14 protein-coding genes are annotated in these 22,795 nt (G+C 29.1%); 7 read left to right on the forward strand and 7 right to left on the reverse strand.

Features of this window, described 5'->3' with window-relative positions:
• Positions 1-6,155 (forward strand): hypothetical protein (locus CRU91_RS12235; RefSeq protein ID WP_113894543.1); only part of this gene is annotated, 6,155 nt, incomplete at its 5' end.
• Between the two features lie 57 nt (positions 6,156-6,212).
• Here the strand turns inward: CRU91_RS12235 and CRU91_RS07165 are convergent.
• Positions 6,213-7,115, reverse strand: a complete 903-nt coding sequence (locus tag CRU91_RS07165; protein ID WP_113894544.1) for an RluA family pseudouridine synthase — start codon at positions 7,113-7,115, stop codon at positions 6,213-6,215.
• Positions 7,116-7,227: 112 nt separating this feature from the next.
• Here CRU91_RS07165 and purB point away from each other — a divergent pair, with 112 nt between their 5' ends.
• Genes purB through CRU91_RS07190 form a run of 5 tightly spaced genes read left to right on the forward strand, consistent with a single transcriptional unit; the run spans position 7,228 to position 13,470 of the window.
• Positions 7,228-8,556, forward strand: a complete 1,329-nt coding sequence (gene purB, locus CRU91_RS07170; protein ID WP_113894545.1) for an adenylosuccinate lyase — start codon at positions 7,228-7,230, stop codon at positions 8,554-8,556.
• Between the two features lie 10 nt (positions 8,557-8,566).
• The gene (locus CRU91_RS07175) at positions 8,567-10,951 is read left to right on the forward strand and encodes a ribonucleoside-diphosphate reductase subunit alpha (protein ID WP_113894620.1); all 2,385 of its coding nucleotides are present in this window, start codon (positions 8,567-8,569) and stop codon (positions 10,949-10,951) included.
• 25 nt (positions 10,952-10,976) lie between these two features.
• Entirely contained in the window at positions 10,977-11,996 is a 1,020-nt protein-coding gene (locus CRU91_RS07180) for a ribonucleotide-diphosphate reductase subunit beta (RefSeq protein WP_113894546.1), read from the forward strand.
• Positions 11,997-12,017: 21 nt separating this feature from the next.
• Entirely contained in the window at positions 12,018-12,980 is a 963-nt protein-coding gene (locus tag CRU91_RS07185) for an OmpA family protein (protein ID WP_113894547.1), read from the forward strand.
• A gap of 1 nt (position 12,981) precedes the next feature.
• Positions 12,982-13,470 (forward strand): hypothetical protein, encoded by a 489-nt coding sequence (locus CRU91_RS07190; RefSeq protein ID WP_113894548.1) that lies wholly within the window; start codon positions 12,982-12,984, stop codon positions 13,468-13,470.
• A 54-nt stretch (positions 13,471-13,524) separates the two neighbouring features.
• Here the strand turns inward: CRU91_RS07190 and CRU91_RS07195 are convergent, their stop codons facing one another.
• Entirely contained in the window at positions 13,525-14,502 is a 978-nt protein-coding gene (locus CRU91_RS07195) for a YhdH/YhfP family quinone oxidoreductase (RefSeq protein WP_113894549.1), read from the reverse strand.
• Between the two features lie 110 nt (positions 14,503-14,612).
• Here CRU91_RS07195 and CRU91_RS07200 point away from each other — a divergent pair, with 110 nt between their 5' ends.
• Entirely contained in the window at positions 14,613-14,951 is a 339-nt protein-coding gene (locus CRU91_RS07200; RefSeq protein WP_113894550.1) for a winged helix-turn-helix transcriptional regulator, read from the forward strand.
• 1 nt (position 14,952) lies between these two features.
• On the opposite strand, the gene CRU91_RS07205 is transcribed toward CRU91_RS07200, so the two are convergent.
• From CRU91_RS07205 to CRU91_RS07225, 5 genes are all read right to left on the reverse strand, one after another.
• Positions 14,953-15,849 (reverse strand): NAD(P)H-dependent glycerol-3-phosphate dehydrogenase, encoded by an 897-nt coding sequence (locus CRU91_RS07205; protein WP_113894551.1) that lies wholly within the window; start codon positions 15,847-15,849, stop codon positions 14,953-14,955.
• Between the two features lies 1 nt (position 15,850).
• Complete coding sequence (gene gatB / locus CRU91_RS07210; protein WP_113894621.1) at positions 15,851-17,275, reverse strand: Asp-tRNA(Asn)/Glu-tRNA(Gln) amidotransferase subunit GatB; 1,425 nt, start codon at positions 17,273-17,275, stop codon at positions 15,851-15,853.
• Between the two features lie 21 nt (positions 17,276-17,296).
• Positions 17,297-18,121, reverse strand: coding sequence for a peptidylprolyl isomerase (locus CRU91_RS07215; protein ID WP_113894552.1), 825 nt, complete (start codon positions 18,119-18,121; stop codon positions 17,297-17,299).
• A 77-nt stretch (positions 18,122-18,198) separates the two neighbouring features.
• On the reverse strand, positions 18,199-21,039 hold the full coding sequence (locus CRU91_RS07220) for an FAD-binding and (Fe-S)-binding domain-containing protein (protein ID WP_113894553.1): 2,841 nt from the start codon (positions 21,037-21,039) through the stop codon (positions 18,199-18,201).
• Positions 21,040-21,154: 115 nt separating this feature from the next.
• Entirely contained in the window at positions 21,155-22,795 is a 1,641-nt protein-coding gene (locus CRU91_RS07225) for a lactate permease LctP family transporter (protein ID WP_113894554.1), read from the reverse strand.

Genomic DNA, 22,795 nt, shown 5'->3' on the forward strand with positions numbered 1-22,795 from the left:
AAGGGAAGAATAAAGAAGTAGATACGACAATATTAGATAATTCAAATCCAAATAATCCAGGAGAGCCAGATAATCCATTAACACCAGGAGATAATCCAGGATATGGACCAGAAGATACAGTGTATGTAAGAATTATAAACAATGCAGAAACTATTGAAGGTGGAGATTTAAAACATACTGTACAATTAGTAGATAAAGATGGAAAATCTGTAACAATTCCAGAAGATGGAGAAATTACTGTAACTTTAGAATACAAAATAAAAGATGGTACAAACTCTGATGATTATGAAACACAACAAGTAACAGTAGTTATCCCAGCAGGTAAAACATTGGCAGAGGTTTTAAGTAAATCAAAAGTTGATTTTGAAGCTGAAGGAAAAGAGGTTTATGAAGTATCAATTAAAGATGTAAAAGAGACTGGAAACAAAAAAGTATTTGAGAATGTAGAAATTGATTCTAAACACAATACAGTAACAGATACAATTCTTGATGGTATTACACTTGGAAATCCAGAAAATGCTTATGTTGATGAAGATAACTTCTTTGCAGGTGCTTCTACAACTAAAGAAAATATTGCTGATTCAAAAAGCTTAGGGATTAATGTTCCAGCTGGATATGAAGATAAAGTTGGGCAATATACAATTAACTTTGATGGAAAACCAAAAGTTACAGTTGATGGTCAAGATTATATTTTAAAATCAAATGGACAAGATATTACTTATAGTGTAAATGGAAATGTTATTACAGCTATAAGAACTACTGATCAAAAGAAGGTATTTGATATTGTTTTAAATAAAAATGGAACATATAAATATACACAATATGAGAATATTGACCATCCAAAATCTGGAAATGTAAATGAATCAAATGGAAAAGAAAATTATAATGATAAAGATAATATTGATTTAAATTTCAAATTTAATATTACTACAGTATCTAAAAATGGACAAACTGTAACAAGTCCTTCAAAAGAGTTTAAAGTTACTGTAAATGATTCTACACCTGAAGTTGGAGATAAAACAATAAATACTATTGAAGATATACCATTGGTAATCGTTTTAAGTGATGAACCATTTAAAAATGGAGTAATTGAAATAGATAACGGTAAAGATGGATATCAAACAGTAGCTAAAGATGGGACAGTTAATATTTATGATGGGAATGAAGTTGTAGGAACGCTTAAAAATAATGCAAATGGAACTCTAACTTTTACTCCAAATAAAGATTATAGTAAATATGAAGCTGATAATGGTTATTTACCAAACTTCAAATATAAAGTTTATGATACAGATGGAGATTATGCTGTAGGACAAATCAATATTCATGTTAAACCAGTAACTGATGGTACAGAAATCAAATTCCAAGATGGAATAATAGTTGATAAAAATGGAAATGGAACAATAACAACTTATGAAGATAATAAAAATACTCAAGAAGGTAAAAATTCTGTATCTTTAGGATTAGTACAACCAACTATAAAAGATAATACAGATAAAAATGAAACTGCAAAAGGTGACCATGGTGAAAGAGTTGATTATATTACACTTAAGTTTACAAATGGAAGTTCTGTAAATGGAGCTATTTTAGAAAAAGCAGATGGTTCTGATATTTTAACTATTACTAAAAATACTGATGCAGTTAAAATAGTTATTGTTAAAGATGATGGAACAGGAAAAATGGTAGTAGACACAGATTTCCATCATTCAAATATTGCTTTAGGGCAAACAGGAGTAGATTATCTTACAAAAGAAGAGTATGAGGGATTAAAAATCCAACATGCTGAAGATAATGATACAGATATAAAAATTAATATCTCAACTAAAACTTATGAAGTTGATGATAATGGGAAACCTTTATTAAATTCTCAAGCAAATAATCAAGGTAAATCAGATAGTAAAACTATGACAGTTGTTATCAAACCAGTAACTGATGCTATAGAATTGAAATTTGATAGTAATAAGCTTGCTGGAAATGATGTTGGAACAATATCTTCTGATGGAAAAACATTTGTATTCAATAAAGATATAATAAAAGAAGAAGGAATCATAAACTTCAATGATCTTCTATCAAATACAAGTGGTACTACAGATGGTACAAATGGTACAGAAAAAGGAGATTTGGATGGTAGTGAAATTAGATGGTACACTGTTAAATTTGAAGGAGATTTAAAAGATCATCCAGATTATTTAATAATCAATGAAAAAGTAGTATACTCAGATAATAATGGTGAATATAAATATGAATTTACTGCATCTGAAAATACAAAAGCAGATCCAGATTTTAAAGTTCAATTTCCAAATGGTTACTCAGGTGGTACACTAAAGGGAGAATTAACTTTACATGTTCAAGATAGAGGAGTAGAAGAGAAAAATGATTCTTCTAAGTGGGGGGAAGAATTAAAACAAACTGTTAAATTTGAAGTTGCTGTAAACCCAGTTGCGGATGATGCTACAGTAAAAGTTGGGCAACCAGAAGGATATGAAGATGCTGGAAGAAGTTTAGGAAATATTTCAAATGTAGTAACTGATGCTTCAAAAATTGATAATCCAGAAAATGGTATTAGACTACCTATTGAGGTTACATCAACTGATAAAGATGGAAGTGAAACATTTACTGTAACTATCAAAGATATTCCAAATGGTTCAGGACTATATGTTTATGATAAATCATCTGCAAGTTACAAATTAGTAGAAGTATCTAAAGATGGAACACAAATTACTATTAATGGTCAAGTTATTAATGGTAATATAAGTGGAAATATCAGTGTAAAAGAAGAAAATGGTAAATTTGCAGTTGAGATAAAAGATTATCAAAATGCTCTAAAAGATGGAGATGGAAAGTATATTATTGAAGAACCAAAATTTATTCCACCACACAATACACATGGTGATTTTCCTTTAAAAGTTGATGTAAAAACAGTTGATACTGTAAAAATAAATGGAGTAGATAAAACTCATACTCAAGAAGTAGCAACGAGTAAAGAAATAGTTGTCGTTGTAAAAGATGTAGCTGATAGTGTTGTTGGAAATGACTATAATCAAGAAACTTTAGTTGTAACACCAAATACTGATGATAAAGTTATAGGAACACATAAACAATACAATGTAATAGTAAATGAAGATGATAATGGTGGAAAAATATCTTTAAATTCTATATTTACAGATTCTACAAAACTTGCTTCTTATGATAGTGCAAGTGAAGATTTAACTATTATTCTTAAAGATTTACCAAAAGATGTTATCTTAGAAGGAAATGTAACTTTAATTAATGGTCAATATATTTTCAAGGCTAGTGATATTCCAAATATCAAGATAGTTACTCCACCAAATTATAGTGGAGAGTTAAACTTCAAAATTGATTATATTACTACTGAAGCAGGTAAAGAAACAGATAATCCAAGTAAAACTTTTGATAGTAAAAAAACTACTGATAATGTGAGTATTTTTGTAAAACCAACTGTTGATGCTGAATTTAATTCAAATACTACAAAAGCTGAAGATATAGGAGCAGAGATAACAGTTAATGGAAAAAGTTATTATAAACTTGATTTAGGAATTTCTTATCAAAATAGTGATACTGATGAATCTTTAGTAAGTGTTACTATAGATAAACCATCTGATGGAGATTATATATTAGTTATCAAAGGTACTGATGGAACATATACTGAAATAACTGATTTTACTAAAACTTATACAGAAGCTGAGCTAAAAAATATCTATGTACAAGCTCCTGAAAATCAACATGGTAATTTTGATATAACAGGTAGTTATACTGTAAAAGATAGCCAAAATGGTGTAGGAAAAGATGTAAATTATGAAACAGTAAAAACAGATACATTTACACATAAATTGACAATTACACCTGTTACAGATCAACCAGAATTGAAAATTGAATCTATTGATAAATTATCTAATAGTGTAGTTAATGGTACTAAGATTTTGATAAAAGCAGAAAATGCTAGTTTCACTTTAAATACTAAAACTACTAGTGAAGATATAGATAATAGTGAGAAAGTAGTTAAAATAATCATCTCTGGTGTGCCACAAGGTGTAATGATAAGTGGAATAACAGATAAATTAACTGATGATAAAGATGGAGTTACTTTATATGAGCATAATGGAGTTTATGTTATTGAATTAAATAAAAATATTACATCATTAGATGGTATTTTAGAAAATATTAAATTTGATATAACATCATATGCTAATTTTATAGATAGAGATATTACTATTACAACTTATACTGAAGATAGTGGAAATGGTGATATAAAACAAGACTCAAAAACAATAAATATAGTAAAAGATTATGGTACTGGTGGTAATGGACAAGGAATTTCATTAGAAACAAAATCAGATTATGTAACAAAAGAAGATACTGATTTCAGATTATTAGATATTTTCAATATCTCTGGTGGACATCAAACAGATGATATTAAAATCAAAGTAACAAATGGAACTATTGAAGGATATACTCCAGATGCTAATGGGGAATATACTATAAAATTAAAAGGTAATGCAGCTGATATTGGAACAATTTTATCTCAAATAAAAGTTATTCCTGATGCAAACTTCAATGACAATAAAGGTCAAATGCAATTAACAGTTAATGGTTTTGGACTTACAGATAAGATAGTTGATGTATCTGTAACTCCTGTAACAGATTCTGGAGTAATAACTATAACACCAGTTGATAGTGCAACGACAATAGATGAAAATGGTGAATTTAAGTTTGATATTAAATTTGAAAATAATGTAGATATAGGAACTACATTAAAAGATAATGTGATTTATATAAAAGCAAATGAAAATTACAAAGATAGTAATGAAAGTTCAACTGGAAAATTATATTATATAGATAATTTAGGTAACAAAGTTGAGCTAGATGCTGATGGTAAATTTGAATTAAAAGATGGTTACACTATAGATAATTTACCACAATTTGTTTATGAAACTGGAGAAAATAGAAATGGAAATGTTACAATAACTGTTTCTACTGAAAACAAAGAATCGAATGCTGATAATTATACACTTGCAACTGGTAGTACAAGTATTACTGTTCAACCAGTTGTTTCTTCTGAAATTAAAGTTGAGAAAGTACAAGATGGTATTGAAGATGGACAAATGGCAAGTGTTAAATTATCAGTTGATAAATATGATCCATCAGAGAAATTTGAAAGTGTACTTATCAAAGTTGCTTCTGGAGTTGCTGTTTATCATGGTTCAAATGGAAGTAGTTTAGCTATGAATGTTGGTGATGGTTCTTGGTTAGTTCCTGTTAATAGTGATGGTTCTTTACCAGAAATATTTTTTAAAGGAAAAGAGCATTTAGGAGGAGAGATAGAATTTACTGCAACTATAAATGCAAAAGATGGTGAAGCAAAAGTTACAAAAGAACTTACAGGATCTGTATATGTTAAAGAAGTTGCGGATGGTGTTACAATTGATCCTACAAAAACAGGAACTAATGTAAATGGATTTGAATGGACAACTTTAAATTTAAATGCAAACATGAAAGATTTAGATGGTAGTGAAAAAATGTATCTTGAGCTTAAAGGTCTTGGATCATTTGCACAATTTAAACTAAAAGATGGTGGAATTGTAGAATCTGAGTATGACTCTGTTAATAAAGTTTGGACAATTAAAGATATTGCATATGACAAGATAAACGATATCCAATTTACAAATGATAAAGATACTACTGTAGATATAAAAGCTTGGACAACAGATGGGGATGATAGTACAAGGGAAAAACCAGCAACTGGTTTTATGGAAGTAGATTTTGCTAAAAATGCAGTAGAAAATGGTAAATTTACTTTAGGAAAAGAAGTAAATATAGATTTCTCTAAAATTGAAAATGGAGATATCAAAGGTGTTAGTACAATAGATTTAAGTGCAAAAGGTGAAAATAAACTTTTAAATCTTACACTTGAAGATGTTTTAAGTATTGGGACAAAAGATGGAGAAGGGAATATTAATCTTACAATTCTTGGAAATTCAGAAGATAAATTGACATTTGCAGATAAAACTCAATGGCAAAAATCTGATACAACAACTTTTGAAAATGGTAAAACATTTACAGAGTGGTCAAATACTACTGGAGATACTACTGTTACGGTTAAGGTTGAGCAACCAATTTCAGATGGAATTACAAACTAATTTCATCTTGAAAAGCTACATTTTAAAGGTAAGGAATTTTTCCTTACCTTTTTTTATTTAAAAAAATTCTTTATATAAATCTTCATTTTTAGAAAATATTTTATATTGATTGTTTTTATATGTAAATTCTAAATAGTTTGCATGAAGCCACAGTCTATGCGATTTTGTAACTTTTATTCTATCTTCATGGCTTAAAGTTTTATTTAGATAATTTTCAGCATTTTCATCATCAATTCCATAGATTGGATCACCCAAAATTGTATGACCTATGCTATAAAGATGAACTCTTATTTGATGTTGTCTTCCTGTAAGTGGTATTGCTTCAACAAGTGTTAAATCTTTTTCTTTGTTGTATTTTAGAGGTTTTATGATGGTTACTGATTTTTTACCTTCATTTTCATCTTCACAAACTTTCATTCTCACACCTATTAAAAGCCCTTCTTTGTCTATATTCCTATCTATTGTTATTTCATTTTCTATTTTTCCAGTTGCTATTGCTAGATATGATTTATGATATTTTTTTTCTTGAAACATATCTTTTAGTTCAATTTCGCTTTTTTTATTTTTACCTACTATTATCAGCCCTGATGTTTCAGCATCTATCCTATGAACCAAGTTAGAATCTTCTCCAAAATGGTATCTTATTTCATCAAGTAAAGAATAAGGAGTGTTTTTTGAAATTGGATGAACCATCAAATTTGTAGGTTTATCAAAAATAGCAAAATTAGCAAACTCTAACATCGGTTTTAAACCCCTAGTTTGACCTTCAAAAAGTGCTATAAATATGTATTCAGTTGGTATTGTTTCACCAGCATTTATTACTTGCATATTTTCGTCAAAAACTCTTCCTTTGGAGGTTAGTTTTTGTGCTATTTTGGGTGAGTATTTTAAATCTTTAACTAAAAAAATCTGTATTCTTTTATCTTTTATTGCTTTGAATTTTTTGAGAATGAATGGCAAAATCTAACCTTACGTTTTTAATTTTCTTTTAGTTCTTTTAGATACAATACAAACTAAATTTTATGAAATTTTATAATAAAAAATATAGAAATACGATTATATGAGGTTAGCAATGGTTGAAAGATACGCTAGAGAGCAAATGAGCTCAAAATGGACACAAGAAGCAAGATATGCTGCTTGGCTTGAAGTAGAAAAAGCAGCTGTAAAAGCTTGGAATAAATTAGGGCTTATACCTGATGAAGATTGTAAAAAGATAGTTGAAAATGCAAAATTCTCAGTTAAGAGAATAGAAGAGATAGAGGCTATCACAAAACATGATTTAATAGCATTTAACACAAGTGTATCTGAAAGTTTAGGTGAAGAAAGTAGATGGTTCCACTATGGTATGACAAGTTCAGATGCTGTTGATACTGGTGTTGCTTTACAAATGAGAGACTCTTTAAATATCATCATTGATGATGTAAAAATGCTTCTTGAAAGTATCAAAAAAAGAGCAAATGAACATAAATATACTTTGATGGTAGGAAGAAGTCATGGTATTCATGGTGAACCTATCACTTTTGGTTTAACTTTGGCTGTTTGGTATGATGAAGTTGCACGTCATCTTAAAAATCTTGAAGATACTATGGAAGTTATTGCAGTTGGACAAATTTCAGGGGCTATGGGAAATTTTGCTCATGCACCACTTGAACTTGAAGAGTATGCGATGGCTGAACTTGGACTTAAACCTGAACCTTGTAGTAATCAAGTAATTCATAGAGATAGATATGCAAGACTTGCTACGGCTTTAGCTCTTTTAGCATCTTCTGTTGAAAAATTTGCAGTTCAAGTAAGACATTTACAAAGAACAGAGGTTTATGAAGCTGAAGAGTATTTTTCAGCTGGACAAAAAGGAAGTTCAGCAATGCCACATAAAAGAAACCCTATTTTAACTGAAAATATAACAGGACTTGCTAGAATGATAAGAGCTTATTGTATTCCTGCTATGGAAAATGTGGCACTTTGGCATGAAAGAGATATTTCTCACTCTTCGACTGAAAGATTTTGGTTACCAGATGCTTTTATCACAACTGATTTTATGCTTCATAGAATGAATAGTGTTATTGCAAATTTAACTGTTATGCCTGAAAATATGATGAAAAATCTAAATTTAACAGGTGGATTGGTATTTTCTCAAAGAGTTTTACTAGAACTTCCATTAAAAGGTGTAAGTAGAGAAGATGCTTATAGAATAGTTCAAAGAAATGCTATGAAAGTTTGGGAAGAGATACAAAAAGGAAAATCAACTACAAATGAAAAAGGAGAGTCTTTGTATCTTCAATATTTACTTGCAGATGATGAGTTGAGAAATAGTTTAAGTGAAGAACAAATAAGAGATTGTTTTAACTTTGATTATTATACAAAGAATGTAGATGCAATATTCAAAAGAGTTTTTAAATAAAGGTTATCCAATGGCAATAATGATTCAAAAAAGAAATGGTCGAAGAGAGGTTTTGGATATTACAAAAATTCAAAAAATGACTATTGAAGCAACAGCTAACTTAGAAGGTGTTAGTCAAAGTGAATTAGAACTTGATGCTCATATTAAATTTATTGATGGAATGAACTCTAGTGATATTCAAGATGCTTTAATTAAAACAGCAGTTGAGAAAATAGATATTGATGTTCCAAATTGGACATTTGTTGCAGCTAGACTATTTTTATATGATTTATATCATAGAGTAGGAATTGCAACACATGGTGTAAAAGGTGATGCATATAGACATTTAAAAGATTATATTAATTTTGGAATAGAATCTGGAAGAATAATCCCTAATTTAGCAAATGGGTATGATTTAGATGATTTAAACTCATATATTGATCCGAATAGAGACTTTTTGTTTAACTATCTAGGAATTAAAACTTTATATGATAGATATTTGTTGAAAAATAGTAAAGGTGAGCCAATAGAGTTACCACAACAAATGTTTATGGCTATAGCTATGTTCTTAGCTCAAAATGAAAATGATAAACAGACAAAAGCAAAAGAGTTTTATGATGTTATTTCTAAATTTGAGGTTATGCTTGCCACTCCAACATTAAGTAATGCTAGAACAAATAGACATCAATTAAGTTCTTGTTATATTGGTTCAAGTCCAGATAATATTGAAGGCATTTTCGATGGTTACAAAGAAATGGCACTATTATCTAAATATGGTGGTGGTATTGGTTGGGATTGGAATAAAATTAGAAGTTTAGGTGGAGCTATTGATGGGCATAAAAGTGCAGCTGGTGGAACTGTACCATTTTTAAAAATTACAAATGATATAGCTATTGCTGTTGATCAATTGGGTACAAGAAAAGGTGCAATTGCTGTTTATATGGAACCATGGCATATGGATGTCATAGACTTTATAGATTTGAAGAAAAATTCTGGTGAAGAAAGACGAAGAGCTCACGATTTGTTCCCAGCTTTATGGATAACTGATTTGTTTATGGAAAGAGTGTTAGAAGACTCTTATTGGACACTATTTGACCCTGTTGAAGTAGAAGATTTGAGTGAATGTTATGGTGAAGAGTTTAAATCTAAATATATTGCATATGAAAGTGATGATAATGTTACAAAAAATAGAATAAAGGCAAAAGAACTTTGGAAAAAAGTTTTAACTTCATATTTTGAAGTTGGAAGTCCATTTTTATGCTTTAAAGATACAGCAAATAGAGCCAATCCAAATACTCATGTAGGACATATTAGAAGTTCAAATCTTTGTACAGAAATATTCCAAAATACAAATCCAAATCACTATAAAATAAAAATTGAGTTCGAAGATGGAACTATTAAAACTTTTGAAGAAGAAGATTTGGTAATTGTTGATGGTGGAATTACGAAAAAAGCAAATAAAGTAACGGCATTGGATAGCATAAATGGAAAAAAAATATTTATTGTTGAAAAAGATAAAATTGATGGAGATACTGCTGTTTGTAATCTAGCTTCAATAAATTTATCAAGAATAAATACAGATGAAGATATAAAAAGAGTTGTACCAATTGCTGTAAGAATGTTAGATAATGTAATTGATTTAAATTTCTATCCTCTTAGAAAAGTAAAAGCAACAAACTTAAAATCAAGAAGTATAGGTTTAGGTGTGATGGGTGAAGCTGAAATGCTAACTCAATATAGAGTTTCTTGGGGGTCAACAGAACATTTTAAGAAAATAGATAAAATTATGGAATCAATTTCTTATAATACCATTCTTTCTAGTTCTGATTTAGCAATAGAAAAAGGAAGTTATCCTACATTTGTTGGTTCAAATTGGAGTAAAGGAATAATGCCACATGATCATGCTTCACAAAGCGTTAATGCTCTTGTGGATAGAGATTTGTTTGATACAAATTATGATTGGGATTTCTTGCGAGAAAAAGTAAAAAAAGATGGAATGAGAAATGGTTACTTGATGGCTATTGCTCCAACTTCTTCGATTTCAATCTTAGTAGGAACTACGCAAGCAATAGAACCTGTTTATAAAAGAAAATGGTTTGAAGAAAATTTATCAGGATTAATTCCTGTTGTTGTACCAAAGCTAAGTCCAGAGACTTGGGGTTATTATACACCAGCTTTTGAAATTGACCAATTACAAGTTATAAAAGCTGCTGCAATTAGACAAAAATGGATAGACCAAGGGCAATCAACAAATATCTTTATGAGTTTAGATAAAGCAAGTGGGAAATATCTTCATGAAATTTATACTTTAGCTTGGAAGCTAGGGCTTAAATCGACTTATTACCTAAGAAGCCAATCTCCTGAAGCTAAAAATGATGTCGAAGATAGAAGTATGGAGTGTGCAGGTTGTCAATAATTATAAATTTAAAAAGGAAAGTTTAATGGAAAGAAAAACTATTTACAATCCAGATTCTAAAGAGAGTTTAAATGATAGAAGAGTTTTTGGTGGAAATAGTGATGGAATGATCAATTTCACTAGAATGAAATATTTATGGGCTTTAAATCTTTGGGATACAATGGAAGCAAATACTTGGTTTCCAAGAGAAGTTCAGATGACTGCTGATGCAAAAGATTATAAATTTTTAACTCCAGCTGAGAAAAGAATGTATGATTTAGTTCTTTCTCAGTTAATATTTATGGATAGTTTGCAAACAAATAATCTTATGGATAATATAAATCCGTATATAACAGCTCCTGAAATAAATGCATGTTTATCAAGACAATCTTATGAAGAGGCAAATCATAGTAAATCTTATGCAGTTATGGTTGAATCAATCTCTGACAATACAGATTTAATTTATGATATGTGGAAAACTGATATTAAATTAAGAGAAAAAAATACTTATATCGCAGAAGTTTATAAAAATCTTTCAGGTGAAATTGATGATACAAAAATAGTTTTAGCACTATTTGCAAATCAAATCTTAGAAGGGTTATATTTCTATGCTGGATTTGCAGCTATTTATGCACTTGGAAAATCTGGAAAAATGTTAGGTAGTTCTCAAATGATTAGATTTATCCAAAGAGATGAAGTAACACATCTTTTATTATTTCAAAATATGATAAATAGTGTTAGAAAAGAAAGACCTGAGTTATTCACAGAAGAATTAGAGATAGAAGTTAGGGCTATGTTCAGAAAAGCTGTTGAATTAGAAGCTTCATGGGGATCATATATTACGCAAGGACAAATCTTAGGATTTACAGATGCGATTATTAAACAATATATAGAGTACTTGGCTGATAGAAGACTTGAAGCAGTAGGGTATAAGCCAGAATACAATGTAAAACATCCTATTCCATGGGTTGATGGTTATGCTTCGTTTAATGACCAAAGAACAAACTTTTTTGAAGGAAATGTAGTAAACTACTCAAAAGGTAGTATAGATTTTGATGATTTTTAATATAAATTAAAAGGAAACATAATGTCTATTTTTATAAAGATTCTTATACTCTTTGTACTTTTTGTAGCTTTAAATATAGTATCTATTTATACTTTTAGCTATGAAGATTATTTTAGTGATAGAAAAAAAGAGATTACTTTAGATGAAAATAGTGGAATATTAAAATCTATAAAAGAAAAGATATTTAAAAAAGTTGAATATATTCCGTCAGATTTTTTTATAAATAAAGAGAATAACTTAATTCTTTTAAATGGTACTTTTCCTAATCAAAATACCGTAAATCAAATTGTTGAACTGCTAAAAATAAATAAAACGAATGATATTAAGATAGTTGAAAATAGTAAAGTTGATAAGCAACTTTTAGTTGAAATTTCTGGCTTAATTGAATTATTAAAAGATTTCTTTGAAAATGATTCAAAGATTATTTTTATAAATAATACACTAACTTTTGATGGAGTATTGAAAGACATAAAATATAAAGATTTAGTTTTTGATAAGATCTCTAAAATTACTTCAGTAACTATCTTTAATAACATAAAAGAGCCAATCTTAGTAGAAGAATTAGAAAAAGATATAAATATAGATAATAATCATATAAACAAAAGTAATATTTTAACAAAAGATGAGATACAATTATTAATTAATAATTCTATTATTGAAAATAAAATTATTTTTGAAAGAAGAAGTGTTGAAATAACACCCAAATCAAAAGATACTATTCAAAAAATAGCGGATATTCTAAATCAATATACTGTTTACAAAGTTGAAATTGCTGGACACACTGATTCAAGAGGGAATAAGGAATTAAATAAACAGATTTCTCAAGATAGAGCAAATAGTGTAAAATCATTATTAGAAAGCTTTGGAGTGGAATCTAGTAGGATTACAGCAATTGGGTACGGAAATGAAAGACCAATTGCAAAAGATGATGAAAACGGTTTATCTGAAATTAATAGAAGAGTAGAATTCAACATAGGGGAATAAAATGTTAGGGGAAATTGCTCAATATATAGTAGTAAATTTATTTATAGCATTTGTTTTAGGAATACTAGTAGGTTATTTAATTGGAAGAAGAAAAGAGAAATTTAGTAAAATAAATGCTTCAAATACAGGTTCTTGTTGTACTGGTGAAAAAAGATTTAGAATGAACCCAATCTTCAATAAAAGTGCTTCACTAGACTATAAACCAATGGTTTTGAGTTCATCGAGTCTTAAAGACAATCTAAAGAAAATTAAAGGTATTGATGAAGATTTAGAAACAGCGTTATATGAACTTGGGATTTATCAGTTTAATCAAATATCAAATTGGACTAAAAAAAATTCTGAGTGGATAGAAAACTTTTTAAACCTTCCAAATTATGTAAGAAATCATCAGTGGATTGAACAAGCAAAAATTTTAAGAACAGGGAAAGAAACAAACTATAGTCAAAGCTTGTTAGATGAAGAAAATACTATTAAAGAAGAACAAAATTAGAGCTTTCTACATCATTCCTCTTTATAGTTTTTAGAATATCTTATGATTTAATATTTATATTTTAATTAGATATCTTCCTGTTGCTTTACCACTTAGAAGTTTCTCATAAGCTTCTTTTATCTCTTCAAGTGATATTTCTTTTGTAATAGCATCTAAACACTCTATTTTCCACTTTCCTGCTAGTTTCTCCCAAGCTTTTTGCTTTTTCTCTATTTTACACTCGACACTATCTATGCCAATAAGTCTTATACCTCTTAGTATGAAAGGAAAAACATTTGTATTTAGCTCATAAGAAGCGGTTAAACCACAACAAGTAACTATTCCGTCATATTTAACTTGTTTTATTGCTTGAGCTAGTATTTCTCCCCCTACACTATCTATTACTGCATCAAAATTTTCTTTTAGCATTGGTTTTTGTTTATTTTGCATAAAATCATCTATTAAAATAACTTCAGTTGCACCAAGACTTTTTAAAAAGTTATCTTTATCTTTTTTTGTTGTTAGGGCAGTTACTTTAAATCCTAACTTATTTAAAATAGCAACTGATATAGAACCAACTCCGCCAGTTGAACCTGTAACCAATACTGATGAATGCTCTTGTAATCCATTATTTATTAATTCATTTATACTCAAAGCTGATGTAAGTCCAGCTGTACCATAAATCATAATATCTTTATTTGATATGGAATCTGGTGTTGGTATAGCCCAAGAAGCTGGAACTTTTACAAATTCACAGTGACCACCATCACTATTCATACCTAAATCATAACCAGTTACTACAACATTTTGACCTATCTTAAAAATAGGAGATTTTGTTTCGTAAACGGTTCCTGAAACATCAACACCAGTAATATGTGGGAAATTTCTTGTAACTCCTGAATGACCAATAGAGCTAAGAGCATCTTTATAGTTTAAAGATGAATATTCAACTTTGATTAATATCTCATTTTCATTACAAATTGGTTTTTGTACATCTTTTACACTAGATATTATTTCATCATTTTTATTTTTTTCTACAACAAAAGCTTTCATTATCTCTCCTTTTAGCTTTTTGATTTAAAACTTTAGCTAAAATATTTTAAAAGAGCAAGAACTATCTTTTTAGAAATGTACTCACTAAAAAGATACTTTAGGAGTAAAATATGACTAAAAAAATGAATCAAATTAATACAGATAAAGAGTTTAAATGTCCAGTAGAAACAGCTATCGATGTATTAGCAGGGAAATGGAAGATTTTGATAATTTGGTATTTAAAGGATGAAAAAAAAAGATTTAATGAGTTACAAAAATTATTACCAAAAGCTACTCAAAAAATGTTGATTCAAAAATTAAGAGAGTTAGAAGTTGATGGAATAGTTCATAGAGAAGTTTATCCTATTGTTCCACCAAAAGTTGAATATTCATTAACTGAATATGGAAAGAGTTTAAAACCTATTATTAAACAGCTTTATTTGTGGGGAGATAATCATAAAAAAAGATAGTTTAGTTTTTTAGTAAATCTTTTAAGCTATCTTTTGGGTTTTTACCATCTAGTATTAGTTTTACTTCATTCGCTATTGGAGTATAAATTTTGTATTTTTTTGATAATTTATCAATTGCATCAGCTGTTTTTACACCCTCTGCAACTTCTCCTAACTCTTCTAAGATAACACATAGTTTTTTGCTTTGTGAAAGTCCAAGCCCTACTCTAAAATTTCTACTCATCGTTGAATTTGCCGTTAAAAATAGGTCACCTGCTCCACTTAATCCTAAAAAAGATGATTTTTTAGCACCAAAATATTTTCCAAATCTTTGCATTTCAACTAATCCTCTTGCAATTAAAGAGGCTTGAGCATTTTTTCCAAGTTGTAATCCTTCACAAATTCCACTTGCTATTGCTAAAACATTTTTATAAGCCCCAGCAATTTCTGCACCAATTACATCAACACTATAATAAGTTTTTATAAAATTAGGGAAAAAAGGCTGAAATGATTCATATAATTTTTTTGATGTAGAGTTGATTACCAATGCACAAGGTAATCCTTTTATAACTTCAGCTGCAAATGAAGGACCAGAGATAAATCCAACATTCTCACTTGGAATAAAATTAGCATAAATTTCATTTAAAAACTCACCAGTTGTTGCTTCGATACCTTTTGATGCTACAAGGATTTTTTGTCCTTTAAAAATAAAATTTTCTTTTAACCAACTTCTTATTTCTTGAGCTGGAATAGCAATTATTAAATATTCACAATCCATTGCAGTTTTCAAATCAACAAAATTTTCTATATCTTTTTTTGTTCGTGAAGTGATGTAGCATTTTTGTTTTTGACTTAGTGCAAAATGAAGAGCTTGTCCCCATTTTCCTGCACCAATAACTGCAATAGAGCCTTTTTGCATTTTAAGATAATCTCTCTTTTAGTAAATCATTTACTTTATTTGGATTTGCTGTACCTTTTGAAGCTTTCATTGTTTGCCCAACGAAGAATGCAAACATTTTTTCTTTACCAGCTTTGTACTCAACTACTTTATCTTGGTTTGCATTTAAAATTTCATCAATAATAGCTAGTAATGCTCCATCATCACTTACTTGTTTTAGTCCAAGTTTTTCAATAGCTTCATCTACATTTGATTGATTTTCCATTAAATAATCTAAAACTTCTTTTGCTGCTTTTCCAGAAATTGTATTATCTTCTATTCTTTTTACTAAAGTTGCTAAAGTTTTTGCTTCAATTGGAGATTGCTCGATTGTAACACCCTCTTTTAGTCTTCCTTGAAGTTCAACAGTAAGCCATGTTACAGCATTTTTTGCAGTAATTCCTTCTTTCATCATCTCATCAAAATAGTTTGCCATTTCAAGTGATGATGTAATAACAGACGCATCATACTCTTTGATTTCATAATTTTTTACAAATCTCTCTTTTTTCTCATCTGGAAGTTCAGGAATTTTTGAATATTTTTCTATCATTTCATCTGTAATGATTAAAGGAAGCAAATCTGGATCAGGAAAATATCTATAATCAGCAGCATCTTCTTTTCCTCTCATACTTCTTGTTTCTCCAGTATTTGTATCAAAAAGTCTCGTTTCTTGCACAATTTCAGTTGAATGAACACCATCTTCCCAAGCTTCAATATGTCTATTTACTTCATAATGAATAGCTTTTTCAATAAATCTAAATGAGTTCATATTTTTGATTTCACATCTTGTATAGAAGTTTGTATCACCTTTTGGACGAATAGATACATTCACGTCACATCTAAAACTACCCTCTTGCATATTTGCATCACTAATACCTAAATATCTAACAATTGAATGAAGTTTTTTAAGGTATAAAATAGCTTCTTCTGCACTTCTCATATCAGGTTCACTTACTATTTCAAGTAAAGGAGTTCCCGCTCTATTTAAATCAACTTGTGAAACATTTCCACTATGAATATTTTTTCCTGCATCATTTTCTAAGTGAGCTCTTGTAACCCCAATAGTTTTTTGGCTACCATCTGGAAAATCAATAGTAAGCTCTCCAAGACCTACAACTGGAACTTCAAATTGTGATATTTGGTAACCACTTGGTAAATCTGGATAGAAGTAATTTTTTCTATTGAAAATTGATTTTTTATTTATTTGTGATTTTAGAGCAGTTCCTAGCATAATAGCTTTGTGAACTGCTTCTTTATTTAAAACTGGTAATGCTCCAGGAAGACCTAAACAAGTTGGGCATACATTTGTATTTGGTTCTTCTCCAAAACTTGTTGCACAAGAACAAAATAGTTTACTTTTTGTGTTTAATTGTGCGTGAACTTCTAATCCTATAATTACTTCAAACATACTTGACATATCTCTTTATCCTTATCTTAAAACTTTTATATCTGCTGTTAATTTTTGTTTTTCAAAATGTTCTTTTAAAAATGCTTGTTCTCTTTGTGACATAAGGTCATTGAACACTCTAGGTTTTACACTTTCAAATGGCAAAGCAACTTTACCTTCAGAGCTTTTTAAAAATAGAGTTACATATTGCTTATTAAAAGTAAATATTGGAGTAAAAGAGTTTTGTTTTGTACCATTTAAAATATATTGAAGTTGTGCTTGAAGATTTTGACTTTCAAGTTTTAAAGGTGTTTTACTTATCTCATTTGATACTTTCATTGGAGATCTCATAGTCTCTTCTAAAGCTGTTCGATTTGTTGAAGCATATTGAATAACATCAAAAGATTTTGCTGTAAGGTATTTGTTTATATTCTTTTCATAATATAGTTTCATATCTTCATCATTTGCTATTGCTAATTGACCTTGTACAATTTTAGATATTAACTTTTGTCTAATAACTGCATTTTTTGATTCATTTTCAAAAATTTCATAATCTGGATACTCTTGTTTTACAATTCCTTTAAAAGCAAATACATCCATTCCATTTGAATTTGCAAGTTTTTCAATGTAATCATTAACTTCAAAAATATCAGCTGTGATGCCATTTTCTTTAACTAATTGATCATATAATATTTTGTCAATTAAGTAAGCAACAGCTTCATTTTTTGGGATTTTGTTTACAACCATAGTTCGTTCTATATCGTATAGAGTTATTGGTTCTTCATTTACTGTTAGTGCTATACCATTTATTGTTGAAGCATAGATAAGTCCTGTGCTAAAAACTAAAGATAGTAAAAATTTGTGCATTTTGGAAATCCTTTCTTTGGTAAAAGGGATATTTTACCAAAAAAATTGTAAATATAAAGTTTTGAATAAATAAAGAACTATAAACTCTTAGCTTTTGTAACTTGATTTACTAAATAAAAAATAGAGTTATAATCAAGTCCAGAGTGTTCACTTAAACCTATCTCACAAGTTTTACTTGTAGAAAATGCCATTTTTGCACCATCTGTTTGTGTTTTTAAATATCTTAAAGCTGAATCATTGAGTTCAGGGAAATTAAATCCTCTATCTCCTGCAAATCCACAGCATTTTACATCTGAAGGAATAATCACATTTGTTGAACACATCAAAGCAAGTTTTTTAAACTTATCTTCCAATCCCATTTTTCTTGAACTACAAGTTGTGTGAATTGTGATAGCTTCATCTATTGGTGTAAATTCTAAATCATTTTTTAAAAAAGTTAAAGCAAAATCTATTGGTTCATAAATTGATAATTTATGTGAAAAACTTTCCATCATTTTTTTAGTACATGGACTTGTATCACATAAAATTGGATACTCTCCAAATTCACTAGCATTTAAAAGTGCTTCTTCTAATTGGCTTGATTTCGTATGTGAAGCATCATTAAATCCTTTTGAACTAAATGGCATTCCACAGCAAAGATTTGATAGGTTTTGAGGAAAGATTATTTGGTAACCAGCTTTTTGTAATAATTCAACTGTAATATCAAAAAGTTCTTTTTCTTCTTTTGATGCACTATTCAATCCCATCGTTCTACTAATACATGAAGGAAAATATACAACTTTTTTATCACTATCTTTTTGCTCAAAACTTATATTTATGTTTATAGCTTTTGGCATATATGCTGACCATTTAGGAGTTTTATTTTTACTAAAGCTTCTTAAAGATTTAGTGAATTTTTGCATATTTGAAGTTCCTAAAACTTTATGTATAAAGTTAGAACTATGAAGACCAAATCGAACACCTGCTAAAGTTGTACTAAAATTATTTGCTACAAAATTTGCAATATTTTTACTACTAGAAGTTAGTTGTTCTGCTCTTAAATGTTTTGTCAAACTACCAGTATCAATTTTTACTGGACATGCACTAGAACATAAACTACATGTTGCACATGTTTCTATTCCATCATATTGGTATAATTCTTTGTACTCTTTAGCTTCTTTTGTATTTCCAATAGATTCAAGTCTTGAAATTTCTCTATTGATTACAATTCTTTGTCTAGGAGTTAATGTTATTTCATTTGATGGACACGTAGGTTCACAAAATCCACACTCGATACACTTATCTACAATCTCATTTGTTGCTGGAAGAGTTTTTAAATTTTTTAAGTGAGCTTCTTTGTCATCATTTATTATAACTCCAGGATTTAATAAACTTTTTGGATCAAATAAATTTTTGATTTTTTTCATCATATCATAAGCAGTTTTACCCCACTCTACTTCAATAAATGCAGCCATATTTCGTCCAGTTCCGTGTTCTGCTTTTAAACTACCTTGATATTTAAGTGCAACTGAATTAACTACTTCATTCATCAAATCATCATATCTTTTTACTTCTTTTTCATCTGAAAAATCTTGAGTGAATACAAAGTGGAAGTTTCCATCTAGTGCATGACCAAAAATAATTGCTTCTGTATAACCATATTTTTGAAATAATCCTTGAAGTTCAAGAGTAGCTTCTGCTAACACTTCAATAGGATATGCAACATCTTCTATTATAACAGTTGTGCCTGTAACTCTAACAGCTCCAACAGCTGGAAAAAGACCTTTTCTGATTTTCCAATAAAGATTATATTCTTGTTCATCTTTTGTAAAATATATATCTCTTTCTACACTAAACTCTTTTAATAACTGTTCAATTTCATTTATTTGAATATTTAGTTTTTCATCATTTAAAGCTCGTGTTTCTATTAGAAGTGCAGTTACCTCATCATCGAAATCTTTTATAAATATTGGCATTGCAGGGTCATTTTCTATACTTTTTAAAGCTGCTCTATCCATAAGTTCAACTGCATCAACAATGATTTGTTTAGAATCTCGTGCAAGTTTTAGTTTTGTTACAGCATGACAGGCTTCATTCATATCTTTAAAATAGATTAGTGCACTTGCTTTATCTTTTAAATCTTCAACTGTGTAATAAGTAATTTCTTCAATAAATGCTAAAGTTCCTTCACTTCCAATGATGAGATGTTGTAAAATTTCAAACTCATCTTCAAAATCTATTAAAGCATTTATTGAGTAACCACATGTATTTTTTATTTTAAATTTTTTCTCAATTTTTTCCCTTAACTCTTCATTTGATTTTGTTTCATTAGAAAAACTTTTTAAATCTTCTAAAAAATCTTTATGAGTTTTTCTAAATTTATTTTTGCTATTTTCATCCCCTGTATCAAGTTTTGTTCCGTCTGCAAAAATTAGTTTCATTGATTTTAAAGTTTTATATGAATTTTGTGAAACTCCACAGCACATTCCTGAAGCATTATTTGCAGCAATTCCACCAATCATAGCTGCATTTATACTTGCTGGATCTGGACCTATTTTTTTTGAATAACGTGCAAGTAATCCATTTGCTTGAGCTCCAGTTAGTGCTGGTTGTAAAGAGATAAAACTAGCATCACTTGCAATTTTGAAATTTGAAAAATTTCTTGAAGTTATAACTAAAATAGAGTCACTAATAGCTTGTCCTGAAAGTGAAGTACCTCCTGCTCTAAACGTAATACTTAAATTCATATTATTTGCTAATTCAATAATATTTTGAACTTCTTGTGCATTGTCTGTTTTTATAACAACTTTTGGAATTAGCCTATAAAAAGAAGCATCAGTTCCATAAGCTAATGTATGAAGTTTATCTGTAAAGATTTTTTCTTTTGAGATTTTTGTTGATATCTCATCAAAAAATTTTTGGTATTTACTTTCTAACATATTAGTTCTCCTAAGATTCATAAAGTATAAATTTTAACTTTACGAAATGATAATAATATGATATTTATAAAAGAATGATTTTATTTAGGCAAAAAGCCTAAATAAATTTATAATTTTATGGAATCATCCAAGTAAAAATATATGCTTGAGACATTGTAATAAGTCCCATAATAACAACAAGTATTAAACTATGTTTAACTGTAAATCTAAATAGATCAGATTCTTTTCCTACAATTCCTGTAGATGCACAAGCAATAGAAATTGATTGTGGTGAAATCATCTTTCCAGTTACCCCACCAGTTGTATTTGCTGCAACCATTAATGTTTCATTTAATCCTAATTGTTGAGCAGTTTGTTGTTGTAATCCGCAGAAAAGTGCATTTGATGAAGTATCTGATCCTGTTAGGAATACTCCAAGCCAACCTAAGAATGGTGAGAAGAATGGAAATAAGAAGCCAGTATTTGCTAAAACTAATGCCATAGTTGAAGACATACCTGAATAGTTCATAACAAATGCAAATCCTAAAACCATACCGATTGATACAATAGCCCATTTTAATTCAAAAAGAGTTTCTCCCATTGTTTTTATAGCTGTTAATATATTTAATCTAAATATAAACAAAGTAATAATTGCTGTTAAGAAAATAGCAGTACCTGTTGCTGAAATAGGATTAAATGTATATACAACATCAAATGCTTTAGGCTCACTAACAATAGGAGGCATTTTAAATATCATATTATGAATAGCTGAAAACTCAAATTTAAAAATAGTACTTTCTAAAATTTGACCTTTTGCAAAAAAAGCTTTAAACCAAGTAGTTGTCCAAATAGTAACAATTACAGAAAGTATAAGGAATGGTGACCATGCTTTAACTATTTGACCAGTTGAGTATGTAGATTGAACAACATCACCTAATTCTACTGTTTTCATGATATTTTTTGGTTGCCAGTATTTTAAGAAAATTGTTGTTGCAACAATAGAAACTATCGCTGAAGTAACATCTGGTAATTCAGGACCTATAAAGTTTGAAGTAACATATTGAGATACAGCAAAACTAGCTCCTGCAACTAATGCTGCTGGATATACCTCTTTAATTCCTTTCCAACCATCCATCATAGCAACAAGCCATAAAGGAATAATTAAAGATAGTAAAGGTAGTTGTCTTCCTGCCATTGCTCCAATTGTAAATGCATCAATTCCAGTAACTTGCCCTGCAACAATGATTGGAACTCCAAGTGCTCCAAAGGCAACAGGTGCTGTATTTGCAATAAGACATAATCCTGCTGCATATAGCGGTTTAAATCCTAGTCCTACTAAAATTGCAGCTGTAATAGCAACAGGTGCTCCAAATCCAGCAGCACCTTCTAAAAATGCTCCAAATGAGAAACCAATTAAAATAACTTGAATTCTTTGGTCTTCAGTTATTTTGATAATAGAATTTCTAATTATCTCAAATTGACCACTTTTTACTGTTAACTTGTATAAAAATACAGATGCTACAATAATCCAAGCAATTGGCCATAAACCAAATAAGAAACCATAACTAGCTGATGAGAATACCATATTAACTGGCATTTCAAATGCAAAAACTGCTACAACCATTGATAAAGCTAATGTAATGATTGCTGCATAGTGTCCTTTCATCCTAAATACAGCAAGTGCCAAAAAGAAAAAAACAATAGGAATTAGTGCTACAAGTGCTGATAGAACTAAACTGTCACCTATTGGTGCGTATACTTGTTGCCAAGTTTGCAT

The sequence above is a fragment of the Aliarcobacter vitoriensis genome (genome assembly GCF_003316695.1).
In the GTDB taxonomy this organism is placed as follows: domain Bacteria; phylum Campylobacterota; class Campylobacteria; order Campylobacterales; family Arcobacteraceae; genus Aliarcobacter; species Aliarcobacter vitoriensis.

Excerpts from the sequence above, each read along its gene's own strand:
- CRU91_RS07180 (WP_113894546.1), top strand. The coding sequence starts at position 10,977 with ATGGAAAGAAAAACTATTTACAATCCAGATTCTAAAGAGAGTTTAAAT.
- CRU91_RS07185 (WP_113894547.1), top strand. The coding sequence starts at position 12,018 with ATGTCTATTTTTATAAAGATTCTTATACTCTTTGTACTTTTTGTAGCT.
- CRU91_RS07195 (WP_113894549.1), bottom strand. The coding sequence starts at position 14,502 with ATGAAAGCTTTTGTTGTAGAAAAAAATAAAAATGATGAAATAATATCT.
- gatB (WP_113894621.1), bottom strand. The coding sequence starts at position 17,275 with ATGTTTGAAGTAATTATAGGATTAGAAGTTCACGCACAATTAAACACA.
- CRU91_RS07205 (WP_113894551.1), bottom strand. The coding sequence starts at position 15,849 with ATGCAAAAAGGCTCTATTGCAGTTATTGGTGCAGGAAAATGGGGACAA.
- CRU91_RS07215 (WP_113894552.1), bottom strand. The coding sequence starts at position 18,121 with ATGCACAAATTTTTACTATCTTTAGTTTTTAGCACAGGACTTATCTAT.
- CRU91_RS07190 (WP_113894548.1), top strand. The coding sequence starts at position 12,982 with ATGTTAGGGGAAATTGCTCAATATATAGTAGTAAATTTATTTATAGCA.
- CRU91_RS07200 (WP_113894550.1), top strand. The coding sequence starts at position 14,613 with ATGACTAAAAAAATGAATCAAATTAATACAGATAAAGAGTTTAAATGT.
- CRU91_RS07220 (WP_113894553.1), bottom strand. The coding sequence starts at position 21,039 with ATGTTAGAAAGTAAATACCAAAAATTTTTTGATGAGATATCAACAAAA.
- purB (WP_113894545.1), top strand. The coding sequence starts at position 7,228 with ATGGTTGAAAGATACGCTAGAGAGCAAATGAGCTCAAAATGGACACAA.
- CRU91_RS07225 (WP_113894554.1), bottom strand. The coding sequence starts at position 22,795 with ATGCAAACTTGGCAACAAGTATACGCACCAATAGGTGACAGTTTAGTT.
- CRU91_RS07175 (WP_113894620.1), top strand. The coding sequence starts at position 8,567 with ATGGCAATAATGATTCAAAAAAGAAATGGTCGAAGAGAGGTTTTGGAT.